Consider the following 15723-nt stretch of genomic DNA (forward strand, 5'->3'; position numbering starts at 1 on the left):
GCGTTTAAAAAAATAGTAACATATACAATGAAGTTGCATTGTATATGTTAAAAAAGAGGTTTTAATTATCGTCATTGTGAGTTACGAAGCAAGCTGTTATAGGATTGTTCTTGGTGTCGGGAAGGGTAACCAAGTCGTAGTACCACAATGACGTTTTAAAATAGTTATTTAGTGTGTGTAGGTAGTTTAAAAAAAGATAGCATTGCTACAATAAGTTACGTTATTTTATCTTAAAAAGAAGCTTTTTTTTTTCGTCATTACGTGTTGCAAAAAAATCTGTTATAAATTAATTTTTGGTTTGAGGAGCTTAACAGGTTATAGTACCGTAATGACGTTTTAAATAAATTGTAGTAAAATGAATATTTTAAAAAAAAAATAGTATTTATTTATGATTAGAATAATTTACATATAAACCTTAATCATATCTTCAAAAATTTTATTTTTTTAGTTAATTTTTATAGATTTCCTTTTTCATTATAAAATTGAATAACTTAGCTAAAAAAGGATTTAATGATTTTAACAATTTCAATAGTCTTATATAATAATAAAATTTGTGATATTAAGAAGTTGCTTTCTGATTTTTTCTCATCAACTATTGATTTATATGTTTTTATTATAGATAATTCAAATGAAAATAATGGAGACTCTTTTAAAGAATATAAAAATCTAGAATATATTCACAATAATGAAAACTTGGGCTACGGAAAAGCACATAATATAGGTATAAGAAAAGCAATTGAATTAAGTTCTAAATATCATGCAGTTGTTAATCCTGATATAAGGTTAGGTAGTAATCTGGTAGATCAACTAATTCTTTTTATGGATAAAAATAAGGAAATTGGGTTAAGTAGTCCTAAAGTATTATATCCATCAGGTAAATTACAATTTTTGTGTAAATTAATTCCAGCTCCAAAAGATTTAATTATTAGACGTTTTTCACCAGTTAAAAAGATTGTTAAAAAGAGAGATAAGAAGTACGAGTTAAGAAATTTCGATTACAATAGTAATATAGAAATTCCATATGTATCGGGTTGTTTTATGTTTTTTAGAACTAGTGTTTTAAAAAAAGTAGATGGGTTCGATGAGCGTTTTTTTCTTTATTTTGAGGACCTAGATTTAACCAGGAGAGTAAATGAGTTATGCAGAACAGTTTTTTTTTCAGAAGCATTTATTTATCACGTTTACAATAAAGAATCATATAAAAATAACAAAGTTTTTTTATATCATTTAGTATCGTCAATTAAATACTTTAATAAATGGGGATGGATTTTTGATAAAAAAAGAAAGAAAATAAATAAAAGAACACTTCTTCAAATAGATATAAAAAAATGAATATTTTAAAAAGCATATTATATTTTTCTATTTTTAATTATCCTTTATCACTTGAGGAAGTTTTTCGTTTTTCAGATTCTAAAGAAAAAGAAGAAACAGCTAAAGAAATATTAAGTTTAGAGAAAAAAGGAATCATCTATAACAACAATGGGTATTACTCTGTGCTTAATGATAAGAATATTTTAACTAGAAGGTTAGAAGGAAATAAAAATGCAGAAAATATAATGCCAAGAGCTTGGAAGATAGCTAAGTTTATATCCAATTTCCCGTATATAGACAGTGTTTGTGTTTCTGGGTCATTATCAAAAGGATATTTTGATGAAAAGAGTGATATTGATTTTTTTATTATCACCAGAAAAAATAGAATTTGGATTGCCAGAACTTTGCTAATACTATATAAGAAAATATTCTTGTTAAATTCTAAAAAATATTTTTGTGTAAATTACTTTATGAGCAGCGGTTATTTAAATGTAGATGAAAAAAATAGATTTACAGCTACAGAAGTCGCTACGTTAATCCCTTTATATGGAGAAATTACATTTAAACAATTTCTAAAAGAAAATAAATGGGTGTATGATTTTTTTCCGAATTTAATTAGAAAAGAAAAAAGCATTAAAACAATATCTAAAAGCACTTTTACTAAAACGGTTGAAAAACTATTGAATTATAAGATAGGAGATTATATAGAAAAGGTTTTTATGAAAATAACTATAAAAAAATGGAGAGATAAATTTAATCATTTACCTAAAGAAGATTTTGAAATAGCTTTTAAGTCTTCAGAGAATGTTTCAAAACACCATCCAAGTAATTTTCAAAAAAAGGTGCTATCTTTATTAAATGAAAAATACGAAGAAATCGAAAAAACACATAATATAAAACTTGCGCCAGAACATGCTTAATATTGCTTTTTCACATTCTTATTTTTATCCGTTTGACGAAAAGCAGTGGAATAATAAAACTCCTTTTCCACCGCTTGGAACTATGTATGCTGCATCTTTTTTAAGAGAAAAAGGGTATGCTGTTAGTTTATTTGATACCTGCTTACTCAAAAATATTGACCCTTTACATTCGTTTTTAGAAGTTAATAAACCTGATGTTTTTGTAATTTATGATGATGGTTTTAATTACCTCACTAAGATGTGTTTAACCAACATGAGAGAAGCAGCATTTGAAATGATTTTAAAAGCAAAAGGTAATAATTGTAAAATAGTAGTTTGTAGTTCTGACGCTACTGATCATTATGAAAAATATTTGAATGCTGGAGCAGATTTTATAATTCAAGGAGAAGGAGAGGTAACATTAAAAGAATTAGTAGATAAGTTTCAGAATAAAGAAGATGCCACAGTAATTGATGGAGTTGTTTATGTTAATGATCAAGGAAAAATTATTAAAAACCCTAAAAGGGCTGTTTATAAGGAACTTGATAGTTTCCCAATGCCTGCTTGGGATTTAATAAATGTTAATGATTATAAAAATATTTGGGAAGAAGGAGGGAAAGAATTTAGTTTAAACATGGTTACTACTAGAGGATGTCCGTTTAAATGTAATTGGTGTGCTAAACCAATTTATGGAAACAGATATAATTCACATTCTCCAGAATATATTGTTGCGCACATTAGTTATTTACAGAAAAATTTTGGAGTTAAAAAGTTTTGGATGTGCGATGATATTTTTGGTTTAAAACCACAATGGGTACAAGAGTTTAATACTTTACTTAAGCAAGAAAACTTAATTATTAACTATTATATACAAAGTAGAGCAGATTTATTATTAAAAGAAGCAAATATAGAAGCATTAGCAGAAAGTGGGCTTTCTGAGGTTTGGATTGGTGCAGAAAGTGGGTCTCAAAAAATTCTTGATGCTATGGATAAAGGAACTACCATAGCTCAAATAGAAAAAGCTACTCGTTTACTAAAAGAAAAAAATATTAAAGTCGCTTTCTTTATTCAGTTTGGATATTTAAACGAAACTAAAGAAGATATCGATTTAACAATTAAAATGATACAAAACTTATTGCCCGACAATATAGGTGTTTCGGTATCTTATCCATTACCTGAAACAGCGTTTTATGAAAAAGTAAAAGATGATTTAAAGTTAAAAGCTAATTGGACAGACTCTGATGATTTAGCAATGATGTTTCAAGGATCATTTAATTCTAAATTTTATAAAAAATTGCAACGATATGTTCACAAGGTTTTTAGAAAAACTCAAGGAATTTTTAATTTAAAAAAAATGATTAGAAACCCTTTTAGTTTAAAAATGTATGAGTGGCGTTTAGTTTTCTTATTACCATATTACATAACTACCTCAATAGTAAATAAATTGCAATTAAATAAATTAGAGAATATTAATGACTAATTTTTTTGATATTGCAGCAAAAACATACGATGATACCTTTACAAATACTAAAATAGGTAGGGAACAACGTAAAAAAGTTTATAAAAATATTGAGCATGTATTTTCATCAGAAAAGAAAGTAAATGTTTTAGAATTAAATTGCGGAACAGGTGTAGATGCAATTGCTCTTGCAAAAAAAGGACACACTATAATAGCTACAGATATTTCAGAAGAAATGATTAAAGTAGCAAATAAAAAGAATACCTATAATAATTTAAATTTTGAAGTTTTAGATTGTAAAAAACTTTCAAAAGATTCTTTTAAAAAAGAATTTGATGTTATTTTTTCGAATTTTGGAGGATTGAATTGCCTCTCTTATGAAGAGTTAAGAAAATTTATGAAAAAGACTTCCGAATTACTAGTATCTGAAGGAAGATTAGTAATGGTACTGATGCCTAAAAATTGTGTTTGGGAACAACTTTATTTTTTAGTTAAAGGAAGTTTTAAAAAGGCTCAAAGAAGAAATACAAATGAAGCTTTATTGGTGAATGTTGATGATGTACAAGTGCCAACTTGGTATTTTAACCCAAAAGAAATAATTGAAATGTCTAAGGTAAATTATACAGTAATTAATTATTCTCCTGTAGGAATCGTAATTCCACCTTCTTATTTAGAAAAATCGTTTTTAACGAAAAAGCCTATTTGGAATGTTTTAAAAATAATCGAAAAAAGATTGTCAAATCGTTTTTTAGCGAGATATGCAGATCATTTTATAATTGAATTGATAAAAAAATGAATGTAGTTTTAACCCATGCATATTATTTATATGAAGATGATAAGGAGCAAAAAATTATGCGGCCTTATGCTCCTTTAGGATTATTGTATATATCAAGTTATCTTAATAAAAATAAAATTGAAAACCATGTATATGATAGTACTTTCTATTCATTTCAAGAGCAATTAGAGTTTATTGAAGAGAAAAAACCTAAGGCGATAGCTATTTATACTAATTTAATGACAAAAATTAATGTCATTAAATTGATTAAAAAGCTTAAAACAAACACTAAGTTAAGAGGTCTTAAGATTATACTTGGCGGACCAGATGTAACTTATAACTGTGAGAATTACCTAAAAGCAGGTGCTGATTTTTTGGTTATAGGTGAAGGAGAACAAACTACTTTAGAACTATGTTCAGCGATTTTTAATAATAAAAGTTATAATACGATTCAGGGAATAGCTTTTTTGCTTGATGAAAAAGTTATTAAAACAGCTCCAAGAGTAAAAATAAAAGATTTAACTGATTTACCATTGCCTAATAGAGAAGCAATACCCGTTTATAAGTATTTGCAAACTTGGAAAAAACACCACGGACAAAGCTCTATGACTGTAAGTACACAACGTGGTTGCCCATATACATGTAAATGGTGTAGTACTGCCGTTTATGGGCAAAGTTACCGTAGAAGGTCTGCTAGCTTAGTTGCTCAAGAATTAAAATTATTAAAAAATAGGTATCAGCCCGATTCTATTTGGTTTGTTGACGATGTTTTTACAGTAAGTCATAAATGGATTAAAAGTTTTCATGAAGAAGTTATAAAACAAGATGCTATTATTCCTTTTGAATGTATTACGCGTGCTGAGAGATTAACCGATGAAGTTTTACAACTTTTAAAAGAAGCGGGGTGTTCTAGAATTTGGATTGGAGCAGAAAGTGGTTCGCAAAAAATTGTTGACGCTATGGATAGGCGTGTAGATATTAATGTAGTAAAAGCTGCAATTCAAAAGACAAACGCTTTAGGGGTAGAAACAGGTACTTTTATCATGGTTGGTTATCCTGGAGAAGAAGAAGAAGATATCTATGAAACAGTTAGGTATTTAAAAGCTGCAAATCCAACACATTTTACAATTACCGTTGCATATCCTATAAAAGGAACTTCATTGTATAATGAAATAGAAAAAAATATTACGATACAGCCTGATTGGAAAACTACAACTGATAGAGATATCGATTTTAAAAGAACATATTCTAGAAAATATTATGATTATGCTGTTAAATATGTTGTTAATGAGGTAAATAGTGCTAAAGGAAATACGTTTTTATCTTATAGTAAGTTAAAACTAAAATCAATAGCAGCTCAAATAGGAATGAGACTATATAAATAATGGGACTAGAGGCGATTTTTAATGAAGAGAATTTAAGGGTTTTGGAGAAGAACGGTTTTGAATTTTCAAAAAAGTACATAGCTGTTAGAAAAAAGGAAAACAGAGTGCTTTCTGATGAACAGGTATTAAAACTTCCTTATATAAGTAAAGATAATCCATATAAAAAAGAATGGAAAGTAAGACAAAAGTCAGCAAATAGATTTTTAAAATACCTAAAAAAAAAGGAGAATATAGCTATATTAGACATTGGTTGTGGTAATGGATGGTTTACAAACAAATTAGCAACTATTTCAACCAGTAATAAAATAGTAGGATTAGATGTAAACGTATTAGAGCTAGAGCAAGCTCATAGAGTTTTTAAAAAGGAAAATTTACGGTTTGTCTGCGCAGATATTTTTGAAAGAAAAGAGTTTTTTGAAAATAGTTTTGATATGGTGGTTTTAAATGCATCTGCTCAGTACTTTCCTGATTTTGATAAACTCATTAAAAATTTAGAAACATTTATTAAAGCTAAAGGGGAAATACATATTATTGATAGTCCATTTTATGAATTTACTGAAATTGAATTGGCAAAAAAGCGAACTCATCAATATTACTTAAATCTTGGATTTCCTGAAATGAAGACGAATTATTTTCATCATTGTATAGAGGAAATTAAAAACTTTGAGTATCTATACATGCCTGAAAAAGGCAGGGTAAAAAGATTTTTTGCAAAGGACACCCCTTTTCCTTGGATTAGATTTATAAAAAAATGAAAAAATTTTTTATTATAGTAAAACAAGCTTTAGGCATACTTTTAATAACATTAATTCTATTTGAAGGTTGTTACAGGTTATATATTTTAGATTTTTATAATACTGAATTAAAAGAATTAAATAAAGGGAAATTAAATACCGAAAAAGTAGATTTTTTAGTATTTGGTGACTCTTTTACAACCTCAAATACATATATAGAATATTTAGAAGAGAAAACAAATAATAAGTTAATTAATTCTGCGTCGAGTGGTATTGGTATACAAGAAGTAAATTTGTTTGCTTCGATGAGAGTGAAAGAATTTAAGCCTAAAAAAATAATTTATCAAGTATATTTAGGAAACGATTTATTAGATGTAAAGAATCTTTCAAATATAAAAAAACTTTCTTTATCAAGAAGTTTTTATTGGTATTTGTCAGATTACTTTATTAGTCTTCTATACATAAATAAAAGATTAAGTTTTGGAAGTAATGAATTTAGGAGAAGTTATATTTTTGATGAAAAATACGCTAAAAATAAATATAGTAATCGAAGCAAATTATATTTTTTAGCAGATAGTTTATACTTACATAACACAGTAATGCTTAAAGGTGATTTTTTAAACAGATATAATATTTGGATGAAAGAAATTGAAGAGTTTATTGAAAAAAGTAACAATATTCCCGTTTATATAATTTTGGTGCCGCATTGTGCTCAACTCAATAACAAATATAAAAAACGGATGCAGGAAATTGGTGGAGAATTTCCTGAAACAGCTAAGTTCACTACAATTGAATACCCTTTTTATGAAGAAACAGTAAAGAAGCTTCGAAAATATAAAAGTGTTACTATTTTGAACCCATTGGCGTATTTTAAGAAAAAAGATAAAAAAGAACCTTTATATTATGCAAATGACCCACATTTGAATAACTATGGACAACAAGTTTTAGGGGAGTATTTAGAACAGAAAATAATTAAATAAATGACCTACATTTTAGGAGTATCAGCATTTTATCATGATTCAGCAGCTTGTTTGTTAAAGGATGGGGCGATTATTGCAGCATCTCAAGAAGAACGATTTACTCGAAAAAAACACGATGCATCATTCCCTAAAAAAGCGATTGATTTTTGCTTGAAAGAAGCCGGTATTTCAATTGATGATGTTTCTTTAATTACTTTTTATGAAAAACCTTTTGTTAAGTTTGAACGTATTATTGATTCGATTAAAAATACGGTTCCATTTGGCTTTTTATTCTTTAAAAAAGCCATTCAATCTTGGGTGAAAGTTAAACTTTGGATACCTTCTATTATAAGAAAAGAGCTTAATTATAAAGGAAAGATGATTTTTTCTGAACATCATGAAGCTCATGCTGCAGGAGCTTTTTTTACGTCACCATATAAAGAGAGTGCTATTGTAACAGTTGATGGTGTCGGTGAGAAAGCATGTATTACGATAGGTTATGGGAAAGATAATCATGTGAAAATTTTAAAAGAACAACATTATCCACATTCTTTCGGATTGTTATACAGTGCTTTTACCCAATATTGCGGATTTAAAATTAATTCTGGAGAATACAAATTAATGGGACTAGCTCCGTATGGAAAACCTATCTATAAGAAACAAATATTAGAGAATTTAGTTAGTATTTCTAAAAAAGGTGAAGTTTCATTAGATATGAAGTATTTTTCTTTTGACGTGGGTAAAACTACTATAAATAATCATTTTTGTAGTGTTTTTGGTAGACCGGCTAGAAAGGCAGAAGAAAAAATGTCTGATTTTTATTGTGATATAGCTAGTTCAATTCAATCTGTAACTGAGGATTTTATGACAATATTACTAGAATATGCTAAAGAAATAACAAAATCTGAAAATGTATGTTTATCTGGAGGAGTTGCTTTAAACTGTAAAGCTAATGGAGAGTTATTGAAAAGAAACATATTTAAAAACATATGGGTTCAACCAGCTTCTGGTGATAGTGGAGGCTCAATGGGATCTGCATTTGTTGGGTATTATAACTATTTGAAAAAAGAAAGAAAACAAATTGAAGATAGTTTAAAAGAACAGATTTATTTAGGAAGTAGTTTTTCAGATTTCGAAATTGAAAAAGTACTAAAAAAGTATAATATAGTTTATGATAAAAAGTGTGATTTAGATTTGTTGGAGGTAATATCTGAAGAGTTAAAGAATAAGAAAATAGTAGGATGTTTTCAGGGAAGAGCAGAATTCGGACCAAGGGCATTAGGAAATCGAAGTATTTTAGGGAGTCCTTTGTATGTAGATATGAAAGAACATATTAATATGAAAATAAAAATGCGCGAAGGTTTTAGACCATTTGCCCCGGTTGTTTTAGAAGAAAAAAAAGAAAACTGGTTTGAAATGGAAGATTCATCAAAATATATGCTCTTTACATTTAAAGGGAAAAATAAAAATAAGATACCTTCTTGTATTCATGAAGATAATACGGCCAGAGTCCAAAGTTTACAGAAAAAAGACAACGAGTTTTTACATAATTTAATTTCAATTTTTGAGAAAAAAACGAACTGTCCTATTTTAATAAATACTTCTTTTAATGTTAGAGGAGAGCCTATTGTTAATTCACCTTTTGATGCCTTAAACTGTTTTTTTCGCACTCACATGGATGTTTTAGTACTTCAAAACTATGTACTATTCAAAGAAAATAATAAAAAGCCACATAAACAATTTTTAAAAAAGATAGATTTTGAACTCGATTAAAAATACTTTAAAAAGCGTAATAGAAAACACAAGTCAGCGAAAAAAACAACGTCAATTTGGGTGGCTATTAATGGTTATTTGTTTCGTAATTCTTTTTTTATCTCTGAAAAAAGAAGGATTCTATTTTGATGTTCTCCAAAAGAAGATTAGTATTGCCATAAGTATAATTGCTTTAATTACCTTATTAGTACCCAAGCTATTTTACCCATTTCTTTTTATTTGGTTATTGTTAGGTGATTTTTTAGGATTAATAAGTTCTTTTATATTGTTAAGTATTATTTATTATTTATTTTTAACACCTATCGTGTTTTTTGGAAGATTAAAACATAAGTCTAAGGCAGGGTGGATAACAAAAGAAGAATCGAGTAATTACGAAAAGTTATATTAAATGAAAAAAACAGATATTTTTGTTGAGCTTATACGTTTTCTAATGCAACGTAAAAAATATTGGCTTATCCCTATAATTATTGTGATGATATTATTAATGGGATTGATCTTTCTTACAGAAAATTCTGTAATATCTCCATTTGTGTATACATTGTTTTAGAACTATTTATTTTCAGTTGTTTTAAAGTACGGAACTAATTTTTTTGTAATTTTTTCTGCAACAAGTTTATTTGCGTATTCATTTGTGTGACAAAAATCAGTATAAATAGTGCTTTCTATATTATTAAAAACATTACTAATGTCGTGAAAGGTTATGTCTTTTTTTAGTAAAGAATCTTTTTGAATTAAATTATAACTGTTAATATATAAGTCTTTGTAAACAAAAGTTTCGCGAGCCAATTTTTCTTCAACAGTACTTAATTTGTTTTTTGTGTAAATAACAGGTTGTAAGAAATTTAGGACTTTGAAGTTAAAGCTTTTACTTAATGCATTTGTTATTTTTACACAATTTTTATAGTTTTTTGCGATCTTGTTTTCTAATGTCAGCTTAGAATTTATAGTATTAACTTTAAAAATTTTATTTTTTATCGATTTTATTACTTTATAAATGTTGCTAGTATTTAAAACTAGTTTTATTTTTTTTCCGTAATTAAAAGACGCTCCTGTTTCTGTATGGGCTATATGAGCTATAGTTGGTTGACCTGGGGTTTTGGTAAGAAAAGAAGATGTAATTTCATTAACGCCATCATAAAAAATAACAAAATCGGGTATATTGTTTTTAATAAGCTCTTTTTGAAGCAGTATGTTTTCTATATTTCTTTGATATCCCATGTATCCAAAATTTGAAATTTCTAGTTTTTTGTCAGGAAATTTTATGTGTAATAATTTTGAGATTTCTGAGGGAATACTATACTCATCTCTAGCTCCTGTACTATACATTGTTGATCCTCCAAAGCAAAATATTTTTATAGCTTCGGTGTTGTTTTGTTGGTTGAAGTTTGTAGAAAGCCTAATTCCTTTATCATTAATATTATTATGCTTACCACTAAAAGTTTTTCCTTTGTAATGGATATAAGAATTCCACTCAGATTTTATAGCAAATAAATCATCATAAATTTCTCTAATTATATAATCGGGAGCATTTTTATATGCTTTTGACTTTATAATGCTTTCAGTTTTTTTATTAAAACTTCTTTTTTCTTTTAATCCTAAAAAGATACCTAAAAGAACTTCAATAATCACGAATATTAGTGCAATATTACGGAAGCTGATTATAAAAGATTTTAAAAAATTCATATCAATAATATTTAAAGGGGGCTATTATTTATTTTATAAATAAAGTTTTTTTCTAAAAAAACGCTTTTTTCTAAAACGCAAGAAAGTTGTAATTTGTTTACTAAAGCGATGTTTTTTATTTTCAGCACATTACAATCTTCAGATAGAATCATGAAAATATTTTCAAAATTAATTTCAGTAGCTAATTGCTTAAATAATCTTTCAAAATACTCGAAATTTTCACCACAAAACCAAGCCTGTTCTTTTATGTTTTTTGGTGTTTTGGGGTAGTAAGGTGGGTTAATAATAATATAGTCAAAATGAGTTTTAGAAATTGTATCAAATAAATTTGAATGAATTACTTCTATAGGTAAACCATTAGCAATACTAGCTTCTTTTAAGTTTTTTAAAGCGATGTTATTAATATCTGATGCTGTTACTTCAGCTCTTTTAGAAGCGCAAAACAATGAAATAATACCAGAGCCACAACCTAGTTCTAAAAGTGTTTTGTCTTTTAAGTCTTTTCCTTCTAAAAAATCTAATAAAATTTTAGTGCTAATCGTAAAATGTGGAGGGAATACCTCTGGGTGAATATTAACACTAATACCTTTGTATGTATACTTTCGTGATTTAGAGTAATATTTAAAAAATAATTTTTTAAATATTGGCTCTATTATTTTTTTAATCAGTCTCTTCATCTATTCTGAATAAAAACCTTCTATTTCAGGTTGACGGTATTTCCATAGTCTATGTAATACTTTTATTTCATAGGGAAATTTATAAAAACCAGTTTTATAACGCCAATTAGAAACCAAACCTAATGCTTTTTTCTTATATCCATGAATTCTGAAATCTGAAACTGTTGGGTATTTTCCGTTTAAGACCGTTTCAAAATTTTTGATTGTGTCTATCATATAAGGTTTTAACCAAGGAGTAAGTGGGTTTTTACGTAAATCAAAGTTCTCCCAGCTAGGTAAAATCCATTCCTCTAAAGTCTCTGGGAAAGAGAATCCTGCATCTAAAATTTGTTGATACAATTTTGATCCTTTTGTAGGAGTTGGACTGTATAAATAAATAATAATTTCTGTATCTGGATTGATTTCTTTGATTTCTTTAATGAAATTAATATCCCAAAGTATCTGTTTGTAAACTTGTTCTTCTGTATCTGCTGGCATTCCTAAAACAAAAGACATTTCTGCAATAATTCCAGATTTTCCCATACGTGCAGCAAATTCTTTAATCATTTTTCCAGATTGTGTACCTCCTTTGTTCATTTGTTTCAATACTTCATCATTTCCTGTTTCAGCACCTAAAAAAATCATTTCGCAACCTGCCTGCTTCATCAATTTTAATTCATCATCTGAATATTTATTGAGCGTATCAATTCTTCCTTCTCCCCAATATTTAATATTATCATTTAAAATCAAGTTTGAAAATTCTAATACTCGTTTTTTTGAAGTGAAAAAATTGTTGTCGTGAAATTCGATGGCATCAATATTGTGTTTTTCTTTAAAGTATTTTACATCATGATACATTCCTTCTGCTGATTTCCCTTTCCATCTTCCTCCAAAAATAGGTACAATTCCACAGAACGAACATGTAAACGGACACCCCATACTTGAATGATAAGACAAAGTGGTCTTTCCCATAAAAGTTTTTGCCAAGTAATTTTTAAGTGGATAAAAAGTATCCAAATATGTGTAAGGTAAGTTTGGCAAGGTATCTTGATCTAACAATTGTTCTTTTTTAGTCTTAACAATGTTTCCATCATTATTTCTAAAAACTAAATTTTCAATCTCGCCTAACTTTTTATCAATGGCTATTTTATCTAATTTTTCTCCTTCTAAAATGTCTAACAAAGAAGGAAACGTGACATCACCTGGACCGTTTACAATATAGTCTACCAAGTTAGAATCCATGCAAACTCCATACTGATTGGAAGCGAAATAACCTCCCCAAATTATTATAGTATTAGAAAATAATTTTCTTACCTTTTTTGTAAAAGGAATTGCTTGCCTAAGTTGAGGACCAGGCATAACTGTAGAACAAAAATATTTATATTCTCCTGTTTCTAAATAATTTAAAATTTTGAGGAATGGATCTTTTTCTAAATTCCCATCTACCAAAACATATTCATATTTACCATGAATAGAAGCAGCGACTTGCAATATAGAATTTGGTATTCTATGTTTTGCATTTCCACTTTTAGGGTTGAAGATTAATATTTTATTGTTTTTCATAATTAAAAGGCACTACAACATCTACTACAAGCAGGAAATAACCCTCCAGCTTTGTTTAAATCAGTTCTTATTTTTTTTAATATATTACTTTGCCATATTTGTTTTAATGATTGCTCATGTATGTTTCCTAACGTTACATTATAACATCTTCCATGAGCGGGAATTACACTACCATCTGATTTAATCATGATGTTAGAAAAAATATCGTTACAACCTTTACCTATAATTTTTTCTGGTTTATGGTAAAATTCGTGTAATTTCTCTTTTGAAATTATTTCTGGAGAAAAAGTTACAGGGAAATTATAAATGTCATTTTTTATTTCCATCATCTCAGTCCATAGTAATTCTAAATCGAAATTTTCAATATTAATTTCATCAATATTTGATGCAGTAGCGGGGTATGATGTGTTCCAAATTGAATTGTGTTGATCAGCAATTTCTTGTTTTGTGAAGTTGGTGTGCATAAACCCTATTTGAGTTAAAGGATATTCCTTGAAAAAATCTAAAAACTCTTTCAAGTAGCCAATATTCCATTCGGTAATTACACAAAATATAGAGACATGTGCCTTAGGGTTTAGAGTAAATACTTCTTTAATCCCTTCAATAGCTTTTTGAAAAGATTTTTTATGCCCTCTAATTTCGTTATGTATGTCTTGAGGACCATCTAAAGAAATACAAATTTGAGTAGACAAACTATGCGTTAATATTTTTGCTTTATGCTTTAATGTTAAAGCATTGGTAGTGACAGATGTTTTAATGTTTTTCTGTTGAGCGTATTGTAAAGAAGCTTCTAGATGTGGATATACTAAAGGTTCTGTAAAAGCATATCCTAATTTAGTATTTGGATAATGCATTGCTATCTGGTCAATAATTTTTTTAATTAACTCTAAAGGCATGTTTAAAGGATGTGTGCCAACTAAATTTTGAGCAAAGTTTGTATCCATGTTTTTTGTACCTACATCACACATCTTACAATGTAAGTTACATACATTGTTTACACCTAAAATAATCCATTCTGGAGAAAATAGATAGTTACTAGGAAGTAATTTTTTATTTAGTTTTTTTAGTAATTGATTTGACATTTATATCTCCTTTGGTAATAAAAATTTAGTTTTGTAAAATGATTTTAGTTAATCTTAAATTCAGAGTCCGTAATATACATGTTTTTAGGTGAAATTTTATTTATATTTACTTTAGAGTATTAGTCTCTAAATGAATAGTGTTTATATTTTAACCAAAAAAATTATTGTTTATTTTTTTTTAAGTAAAGAGTTTATCTATAAAAATTTTTATTTATTAGTATACTTTAATAAAACTAAAATAAACCATTGAGAAAGACATAAGCTAAATAAGATACCTTTTAAGCCTAGGGGGGTAACTAGAAGGAAAGATAATATGACTACTATTAAAAAACCAACAATATTAAAAGTAATAATTTTTTTCTCTTTATATATTTTCTTTAGTTTTACGTAATCTAACGCACTAAAGTAATGAGGTAAAACAATCAAAATTCCTAGAAAATAATAGTATAAAGGGAAATTAATTTTCACTATAAATTCTAAAACAAGCCATATAAACAAAGTTCCTATTGCTACAATAGGAATTGAGATTAAAGTGATTTTTTGTTGAATTTTGTTGATTGTTTTTTTATTAAAACGATATAAATGTTTATTATAAGGTAATAACATAAGTCCACTTAATGCTTGTAACATTAGAAATGCAGTAATAAAAATTTGGTATGATGATAATGTAGTTTTGGGTAAGAAATAACTAACAATATATAAGTCTGTTTTAGAAACCAACCATCCAATTAAACCAATTAGAAAAAATGAGTTGGCATTAGTAAATTCTTTTAAGGAAAATTCAAACACAATCTTCTCTCTCCATAATTGAACGCTAATTGATAGGAAAGTTAACTTTAAAAAAAAAGCTAAGCAGTAACCAACTAATATGGAGGTAATGTTAAAAGGAAAAAAAAAGATTGTAAGCAATAAAACAATTAGCCCTAAAGATTCTGCAAATAATTGCTCTCCAAATTTTTGATGATAAATTACTAAACTATTTAGCGAATTATAAAAAAAGATTAGAAAAATAAGAGTACAGGCTAAAAAGGCAATTTTAAAAGGGAAAAAGAGAAAAATTAAAAAAGAAAAAATTAAAAGGAAACTTCTTGAAAAAAGGTTTTTAGAAAATAGTTCAAATATTTTACTTGGGTTTCTACTATATTTTCGCAGTAAATATTCTTGATTTCCCCAGTTAGAGAAAAAGATAACAAAGAAAACCCATAATAGTACAGCTACTACCTCTCCCCAATTTTCTTTTCCATAAACCTTTATTCCAAAAAGAGCTATTAAGAAGTTGAAAACTGAAGTAGAATAAGCTCTAATTATATTAAATAAAGCGGGTTTTAACTTGTTCATTATATAACGTAAATCATAATAATATTCCTTAATTTGGTTTGAGTTGAAATTGTGGATGCGAAAAATGATGTTGCCAAGTTAAAAAAAAATATTTTTAATAGGTTTA

The 15723-nt window shown here is 27.4% G+C and carries 15 protein-coding genes; 10 read left to right on the forward strand and 5 right to left on the reverse strand.

What is annotated here, in order from left to right:
- The first annotated feature begins 510 nt into the window (after positions 1-510).
- From CXF68_RS08860 to CXF68_RS20975, 10 genes are read left to right on the forward strand one after another with little or no spacing between them, the layout of a single operon-like run.
- Complete coding sequence (locus CXF68_RS08860) at positions 511-1332, forward strand: glycosyltransferase family 2 protein (RefSeq protein WP_101044003.1); 822 nt, start codon at positions 511-513, stop codon at positions 1330-1332.
- Entirely contained in the window at positions 1329-2231 is a 903-nt protein-coding gene (locus CXF68_RS08865; RefSeq protein ID WP_101044004.1) for a nucleotidyltransferase domain-containing protein, read from the forward strand. The genes CXF68_RS08860 and CXF68_RS08865 overlap by 4 nt, the downstream gene beginning before the upstream one ends.
- Entirely contained in the window at positions 2224-3690 is a 1467-nt protein-coding gene (locus CXF68_RS08870) for a radical SAM protein (RefSeq protein WP_101044005.1), read from the forward strand. The genes CXF68_RS08865 and CXF68_RS08870 overlap by 8 nt, the downstream gene beginning before the upstream one ends.
- Positions 3683-4465 (forward strand): class I SAM-dependent methyltransferase, encoded by a 783-nt coding sequence (locus CXF68_RS08875; protein WP_101044006.1) that lies wholly within the window; start codon positions 3683-3685, stop codon positions 4463-4465. The genes CXF68_RS08870 and CXF68_RS08875 overlap by 8 nt, the downstream gene beginning before the upstream one ends.
- Positions 4462-5829, forward strand: coding sequence for a radical SAM protein (locus tag CXF68_RS08880; protein WP_101044007.1), 1368 nt, complete (start codon positions 4462-4464; stop codon positions 5827-5829). Before CXF68_RS08875 ends, CXF68_RS08880 begins: the two co-directional genes overlap by 4 nt.
- The gene (locus CXF68_RS08885; RefSeq protein WP_101044008.1) at positions 5829-6584 is read left to right on the forward strand and encodes a class I SAM-dependent methyltransferase; all 756 of its coding nucleotides are present in this window, start codon (positions 5829-5831) and stop codon (positions 6582-6584) included. The genes CXF68_RS08880 and CXF68_RS08885 overlap by 1 nt, the downstream gene beginning before the upstream one ends.
- The gene (locus CXF68_RS08890; protein ID WP_101044009.1) at positions 6581-7543 is read left to right on the forward strand and encodes a hypothetical protein; all 963 of its coding nucleotides are present in this window, start codon (positions 6581-6583) and stop codon (positions 7541-7543) included. The genes CXF68_RS08885 and CXF68_RS08890 overlap by 4 nt, the downstream gene beginning before the upstream one ends.
- Positions 7544-9295 (forward strand): carbamoyltransferase N-terminal domain-containing protein, encoded by a 1752-nt coding sequence (locus CXF68_RS08895; RefSeq protein ID WP_101044010.1) that lies wholly within the window; start codon positions 7544-7546, stop codon positions 9293-9295. It begins immediately after the preceding gene.
- Positions 9282-9683: an SxtJ family membrane protein gene (locus CXF68_RS08900; RefSeq protein WP_101044011.1), complete on the forward strand. Its 402-nt coding sequence runs from the start codon at positions 9282-9284 to the stop codon at positions 9681-9683. The genes CXF68_RS08895 and CXF68_RS08900 overlap by 14 nt, the downstream gene beginning before the upstream one ends.
- The gene (locus tag CXF68_RS20975; RefSeq protein WP_255398681.1) at positions 9684-9842 is read left to right on the forward strand and encodes a DUF5989 family protein; all 159 of its coding nucleotides are present in this window, start codon (positions 9684-9686) and stop codon (positions 9840-9842) included.
- 2 nt (positions 9843-9844) lie between these two features.
- Here CXF68_RS20975 and CXF68_RS08905 read toward each other — a convergent pair whose 3' ends face one another.
- The 5 genes from CXF68_RS08905 to CXF68_RS08925 all read right to left on the reverse strand — a co-directional run bounded on the left by CXF68_RS08905 (position 9845) and on the right by CXF68_RS08925 (position 15617).
- Positions 9845-10978 (reverse strand): hypothetical protein, encoded by a 1134-nt coding sequence (locus CXF68_RS08905; RefSeq protein WP_101044012.1) that lies wholly within the window; start codon positions 10976-10978, stop codon positions 9845-9847.
- A gap of 11 nt (positions 10979-10989) precedes the next feature.
- Positions 10990-11655, reverse strand: a complete 666-nt coding sequence (locus CXF68_RS08910; protein ID WP_101044013.1) for a methyltransferase — start codon at positions 11653-11655, stop codon at positions 10990-10992.
- Positions 11656-13197, reverse strand: coding sequence for a radical SAM protein (locus tag CXF68_RS08915; protein WP_101044014.1), 1542 nt, complete (start codon positions 13195-13197; stop codon positions 11656-11658).
- Between the two features lie 2 nt (positions 13198-13199).
- Positions 13200-14279 (reverse strand): radical SAM protein, encoded by a 1080-nt coding sequence (locus tag CXF68_RS08920; RefSeq protein ID WP_101044015.1) that lies wholly within the window; start codon positions 14277-14279, stop codon positions 13200-13202.
- Between the two features lie 207 nt (positions 14280-14486).
- Positions 14487-15617, reverse strand: coding sequence for a hypothetical protein (locus CXF68_RS08925; protein WP_101044016.1), 1131 nt, complete (start codon positions 15615-15617; stop codon positions 14487-14489).
- Between the last annotated feature and the right edge of the window lie 106 nt (positions 15618-15723).

The organism is Tenacibaculum sp. Bg11-29, from assembly GCF_002836595.1.
Classification (GTDB): domain Bacteria; phylum Bacteroidota; class Bacteroidia; order Flavobacteriales; family Flavobacteriaceae; genus Polaribacter.

Coding starts and splice junctions, on each gene's coding strand:
- CXF68_RS08860 (WP_101044003.1), top strand. CDS start 511: ATGATTTTAACAATTTCAATAGTCTTATATAATAATAAAATTTGTGAT.
- CXF68_RS08865 (WP_101044004.1), top strand. CDS start 1,329: ATGAATATTTTAAAAAGCATATTATATTTTTCTATTTTTAATTATCCT.
- CXF68_RS08870 (WP_101044005.1), top strand. CDS start 2,224: ATGCTTAATATTGCTTTTTCACATTCTTATTTTTATCCGTTTGACGAA.
- CXF68_RS08875 (WP_101044006.1), top strand. CDS start 3,683: ATGACTAATTTTTTTGATATTGCAGCAAAAACATACGATGATACCTTT.
- CXF68_RS08880 (WP_101044007.1), top strand. CDS start 4,462: ATGAATGTAGTTTTAACCCATGCATATTATTTATATGAAGATGATAAG.
- CXF68_RS08885 (WP_101044008.1), top strand. CDS start 5,829: ATGGGACTAGAGGCGATTTTTAATGAAGAGAATTTAAGGGTTTTGGAG.
- CXF68_RS08890 (WP_101044009.1), top strand. CDS start 6,581: ATGAAAAAATTTTTTATTATAGTAAAACAAGCTTTAGGCATACTTTTA.
- CXF68_RS08895 (WP_101044010.1), top strand. CDS start 7,544: ATGACCTACATTTTAGGAGTATCAGCATTTTATCATGATTCAGCAGCT.
- CXF68_RS20975 (WP_255398681.1), top strand. CDS start 9,684: ATGAAAAAAACAGATATTTTTGTTGAGCTTATACGTTTTCTAATGCAA.
- CXF68_RS08905 (WP_101044012.1), bottom strand. CDS start 10,978: ATGAATTTTTTAAAATCTTTTATAATCAGCTTCCGTAATATTGCACTA.
- CXF68_RS08910 (WP_101044013.1), bottom strand. CDS start 11,655: ATGAAGAGACTGATTAAAAAAATAATAGAGCCAATATTTAAAAAATTA.
- CXF68_RS08915 (WP_101044014.1), bottom strand. CDS start 13,197: ATGAAAAACAATAAAATATTAATCTTCAACCCTAAAAGTGGAAATGCA.
- CXF68_RS08920 (WP_101044015.1), bottom strand. CDS start 14,279: ATGTCAAATCAATTACTAAAAAAACTAAATAAAAAATTACTTCCTAGT.
- CXF68_RS08925 (WP_101044016.1), bottom strand. CDS start 15,617: ATGAACAAGTTAAAACCCGCTTTATTTAATATAATTAGAGCTTATTCT.